The sequence below is a fragment of the Roseicyclus sp. genome, assembly GCF_052168335.1.
Lineage (GTDB): Bacteria > Pseudomonadota > Alphaproteobacteria > Rhodobacterales > Rhodobacteraceae > Roseibacterium.
Genome location: NZ_JBQLZP010000315.1, coordinates 1 through 4592, shown reverse-complemented (window position 1 = coordinate 4592; position 4592 = coordinate 1). Strand labels below are relative to the sequence as shown.

The 4592-nt window shown below is 72.0% G+C and carries 4 protein-coding genes; 1 reads left to right on the top strand and 3 read right to left on the bottom strand.

Going from position 1 to position 4592, the window contains the following annotated elements:
* Together ACTS11_RS09815 and ACTS11_RS09810 are read right to left on the bottom strand one after the other, a co-directional pair.
* Positions 1-988, bottom strand: a 988-nt coding sequence (locus tag ACTS11_RS09815) for an ABC transporter transmembrane domain-containing protein (protein WP_442640139.1), incomplete at its 3' end; no start/stop codon positions are given.
* Complete coding sequence (locus tag ACTS11_RS09810; protein ID WP_442640138.1) at positions 985-2025, bottom strand: glycosyltransferase family 2 protein; 1041 nt, start codon at positions 2023-2025, stop codon at positions 985-987. The genes ACTS11_RS09810 and ACTS11_RS09815, both read right to left, overlap by 4 nt.
* A gap of 71 nt (positions 2026-2096) precedes the next feature.
* Between ACTS11_RS09810 and ACTS11_RS09805 the strand changes: the two genes are divergently transcribed.
* On the top strand, positions 2097-3383 hold the full coding sequence (locus ACTS11_RS09805) for a glycosyltransferase family 4 protein (protein ID WP_442640137.1): 1287 nt from the start codon (positions 2097-2099) through the stop codon (positions 3381-3383).
* Here the strand turns inward: ACTS11_RS09805 and ACTS11_RS09800 are convergent.
* A partial coding sequence (locus ACTS11_RS09800) for a hypothetical protein (RefSeq protein ID WP_442640136.1) occupies positions 3380-4592 on the bottom strand: 1213 nt, incomplete at its 5' end. The two genes, ACTS11_RS09805 and ACTS11_RS09800, sit on opposite strands and share 4 nt — an antisense overlap.

The window sequence follows — 4592 nt, the reverse complement described above, 5'->3', positions numbered from 1 at the left end:
CGACGGCGCCGCCCAGCCCCGCGAGGACCGCGCGCGCATGGACGAGCGCCATGGCATGCGGCTGCATCCGCAGGAGCAGCGCGACGAGGACCAGCACCTCGCCGACGCTGCCGGTCTCGAGGAGGACGAGGACCACGCCGATCACGCCCGCGAAGATCACCTCGATGGTGAGTTGCGGCAGCGAGGACACCAGCGACAGGTGGTAGAGCGTGCGCCGGGTGCGGTCCGACGCGGCGCCGAACGTTGTCTGGGCCGCCGCCTCGCCGTTGAAGAGGCGGAGCGTGGTGTGCCCGCTCAGCCCCTCCATCATGCGGACCGTCAGCGCCTCGTTCGCCTGCACCGCCTGCCGACCGAGCCGCGCGACGGCGCGGTTGATCGCTCGCGTGGTCAGTCCCGCCACGACGACGCCCGCGAGAATGGCGAGGAGCGCGGTCCCCGACATCAGCAGGAGGAGCGTCAGGAACACCAGAACCGCCGCCGTCTGCATGAGAAGATGCGCCACCTTCTCGAGGCCCTGCGACACGGCCCAGGTCTGGCTCGCCAGCGTGTTGACCATGGCGCCCGCGGGCCGCGACCCGTGGAAGAGCGGCGAGGCGGCCAGCACCTGCTCGAAGCTCCGCCGCCGGATGTCGTCGCCGATGCGCTGCGTCGCGTTCGCGAAGATGGCCGCGGCCGCGTAGGAGATCACGCTCTTCAGGAGCACGCAGACGACGATCGCGGCGACCACGGCGGCGACGCGCCGCTCCTCGGGAACGGACGCGAAGGCGCGGCTGATCCAGCCGATGGGATCGGTCCGCTCCGCGCCCAGGCCCGAGCCGCCGAGGGTCTCGATCAGGGGAAAGATCAGGTAGATGGCGAGCCCCTCGAAGAGGAAGGCGAGGACGCTCATCCCCACCATCAGGGGGAGAAGCCGCACGCGGTCGCCCGACAGCTCCCTCAGGCCGCCCATCGTGGCGCCGAGCCGCCGCCATGAGACACGCGCGCTCATGCCGCCTTCCGCGCTCCGACCGCGCGGAACGTGCGCTTGAGGGGGCCGTATTGCACCCCCATCGCAAGGTCGGCGATGGGGAGCGTATACCTCCGGTCGGGGTCCAGATCCGCGAAGCGGAGGGGGCTTGCGCCACGCAGACGTCCGAGGAGGGCATAGGTTCCGACGGTGGCGAGATAGGCCGGCGTCGTGAGCGGCGCCCGCTTCATCGCGGCGAGGATGTAGCCTCCGAGATCGCGCCACCTCCCCGCGAGGAAGGAGAGACCGGCGGCATAGAGGTCGTAGTTCGCTGCGGCGGCGGTGAACAGGCGCTCCGGCAGGTCCGGCTCGGCCTGTCTGAGTTTCGCGAGCGCAAGGTCGGCGGAGGCGCGCATCCGGCCGGCATTGGCCGACATCGCGCCCCGCGTCTGGCGGTAGCCGACGTGATGGCCCGGCGCGACCGCGACGGCGCCCCGTGCCGCGAGCCGGAGATAGAGGTCGATGTCCTCGGCGCCGTGCGCCCCGAGACGCTGGAACCCGGCATCGTAGCCGCCCACGGCCAGGACGGCCGCCCGGTCGAGCAGGGTCGCGCTTGCGTTCCGCACGAAGTTCGCGACGAGGAGCGGCGCCAGCACGTCGCCCGCGTGGTCGGGCCGCCCGAGGTCGTCGAGCAGCCTGTCCTCCTCGTCGATCCGCCGGGACCAGGTGTAGACGAAGGCGACCGGCGCGGGCGCGGCCGCCGCGGCGGCGAGGAAGCGTTCGACCGTGCGCGGATGCCAGAGGTCGTCGGCGTCGAGCGGCGCGATCCATCGGCCACGGGCCAGCTCGATCCCGCGGTTGCGCGCGGCGGCGACGCCCGCGTTTTCCTGTGACACGAGCCTGATCCGGCCGTCCTCGCGCGCATGACGGCGGACGAGCAGCGAGGTGCCGTCCGTGGAGCCGTCGTCGACGACGATGATCTCGAGGTCGGCATGGGTCTGCGCCCGCACCGAATTGAGCGTGCGGTCGAGCCAGCGGTCCGCATTATACGCTGGAATTATTACGGAAACCGGCGTCATACTGGGCCAGCTCCCGAGCAGGCAAGGCGCGTCGGGCGACGCCCGAACTGCCCGAACTGAAGGATGGACCGGTGAAGGTCGCGATACTTCCATGGGGTGACGTGATCGAGCACTACCTCGACGGCATCGGGGTCGATCTGCGGGGTTTCGCGACCGAGATGGAGGGCGGGTGGCTCTTCGGCTACGCCGACGCGCTGCGCGACGCCGGCCACGAGGCCTGCATCGTCGTAGTGTCCCGCAGGGTCGACCGCACGACACGCATCGCCAATCCGCGCACCGGCCTCGTGACGATCGCCTTGCCGAGCCCTCTCGCCTACCGGGCGTGCAGCGCCCTGCGTTCGCGGCTGGCCCGGCGCGCGGCGCCCTACCTCGCCCTGCCCCGCCGGGCGCTGGCCGATGCGCTCCGCGCCGAGGGCTGCACCCACATCGTCATGCAGGAATACGAGGACGCCCGGTTCGACACGCTCGTGCCGCTCGCCCGGAGGCTGGGCCTTCCGGTGGTGGCGAGCTTCCAGGGCGGGCAGCAGGAGCCCGACACCGCGCTCGGCCGGCGCATCCGTCGCCGGAGCATCCATGCCGCGGCGGGCCTGATCATCGCGTCCTCCGTCGAGGCCGAGCGCGTTGCGGACCGCTACGGGCCCGACCTGCGCGTCGCCCGCATCCTCAACCCGGTGAGCCCGCAGACCTGGTTTCCCGAGGACCGGGCGGCGTGCCGTGCGCGCCTCGGGGTTCCCGATACGGCGCGGGTCGCGATCTGCCATTGCCGGATCGACATCCGGCGCAAGGGTCTCGACATCCTGCTCGCCGCCTGGCGCGATGTCGTCGCGCGCCGCCCTGAGATGGACCTGCGGCTGCACCTCGTCGGCGACGGTCCCGACCGCGCGGCCCTCGCCGAGGAGATCGCGCGCGACCCGGTCAGGGGCCTCCGCTGGGTGGATCGCTTCTCGCAGGACCGGACCGAGATGCGGCGCGAACTGAACGCCGCCGATCTGCATGTCCAGGTCTCGCGCCACGAGGGCTTCGCGGTGGCGCCGATGGAGGCGATGGCCTGCGGGCTGCCGACGATCCTGAGCCGCGCGCCCGGGTCGGTCGACCTGCTGCCCGAGGGAGAGGCGAATGGCGGCCTTCTTGTCGAGGTGGGCGAGGTCGCGCCCCTCGCCGATCATCTCGAGGCGCTCCTGACCGATGACGTCCGCCGGACCGCGATGGGCGCGGCGGCGCTGGATCACGTCCTGAAGCTCGCGGCGACCGGGACCGTCGGGCAGCAGCTCGCGGAGTTCCTGGCCGGATCGCGCCGAGGGGCGTCGGGCCGACGGGGCGGCACGCAGGGAAATGAGGCGCCCGGCCATCCGACCTAGCGCCCCTTCGCAGATGGCGGGCGCCGCCCGAGCCCGGTCTCGGCGATGAACAGCGCGGCCAGCAGCGGCAGGAGCCAGGCGACCCTCGCCTGGTAGCGCTCGGCCGGAGCCGACAGCGCGCCGAAGATGAAGGCGTTCACGACGAGTCCGAAACAGATCAGGCCGAGAATGCGGAGCTGCGGACCGTCGAGGCGCCGCGTCGCGACGAGACCGACGAGGACGATGACGGAGGCGATCACCGTCCACCGCATCAGGGGATCCATCCGCGCAGGGCCGAAGAATCCTCCCTGCTCCTCGGGCCGCTCGAGCGCTTCGCCATCCCATGTCCACGAGGAGCCCGTGTGGCTGACCAGCACGAGTTGCCGCCCGGTATTCCGCAGCGTCGCCGCGATCTGCTGGAACGGATAGGCCAGCGCGGCCTCGAGCACGATCCGCCACTCGTTCTCGCGCAGGCTCGCGGCCGTGGCGCCGTCCTGGTTCACGAGGCCCCGCTCGCCCCAGAGGAAATCGTAGTGCGTCTGCGGCACCTCGGTCTCGAAGGCGGCGCAGTACTCGGCCCCGTCTTCGGCGCAGCGCTCCTCCAGGAGCCAGCGCGCGGGGCCGTCCTCCAGCGACCGCGCCAGCACGACGGGCGGCCGCAGCGGCGTGACGCTGGGCTCGCCCAGGACCGCGAGGCTGGCCGAGACGTTGAGCACGGGCGCGGCGGCGACCACGAAGAGCCCCGCGACGACGACGGGTTTCCAGCCGACCGCGCCCATGCCGCGCCGGGACAGCGCGCGCAGGGCCAGCGCGGCCCCGACCACGGCGGCGGCGAGGGGAATGTTGCCGTAGTGCGAGGAGACGGCGAAGGCCGCCAGGAGGCTCAGCGCGATCTTCTGGCCGAGGGTGAACGCCTCGAAGCGGTCGATCAGGATCGCGCCGAAGATCAGGACGACGGCGCCCAGTGCGTCCGGCATGAGAATGCTGCTCATCCATGCGGCGGAGCTCGCCACGGCCACCGCACCGAGGCCGAGCACCAGAAGGACGGGACGCCGCAGCGCCTGCCGATCCGTCATCGCGAGGATGGCGAGCGAGACGAGGAAGCACTGCAGGAACGTGAAGGCCCAGGGACCGGCCGTCCGGACGACGCCGCCGAAGAGGGCGGCATAGGTGATCGACCGGCCATAGAGCTGAGACGTGTCGCCGAGCTCGCCCGGTTCCTCCGCCGAG